This is a genomic window from Azoarcus sp. Soil_N_20 (assembly GCF_057656155.1).
Genome location: NZ_JBDGKX010000089.1, coordinates 1 through 225 on the forward strand (window position 1 = coordinate 1; position 225 = coordinate 225).

At 68.9% G+C, this 225-nt stretch carries 1 pseudogene; it reads left to right on the top strand.

Going from position 1 to position 225, the window contains the following annotated elements:
- Positions 1-225: pseudogene (locus tag AC3A35_RS28030) on the top strand (allantoicase); the annotation flags it as partial.

Consider the following 225-nt stretch of genomic DNA (forward strand, 5'->3'; position numbering starts at 1 on the left):
CGCAAGCGCGTCGCCGGTCACGACTGGGCCCTGGTCAGGCTCGGCTGCAAGGGCGTGATCCGCGGCTTCGATGTCGATACCAGCCACTTCACCGGCAACTATCCGCCCGCGGTCTCGATCGAGGCCTGTGTGTCCGCCTCCGACGAGGTCGACGAACTCAAGGCCGCGACCTGGACCGAGATCCTCCCCGCCACCGCGCTCGGCCCGAGCAGCCACCACCTGATC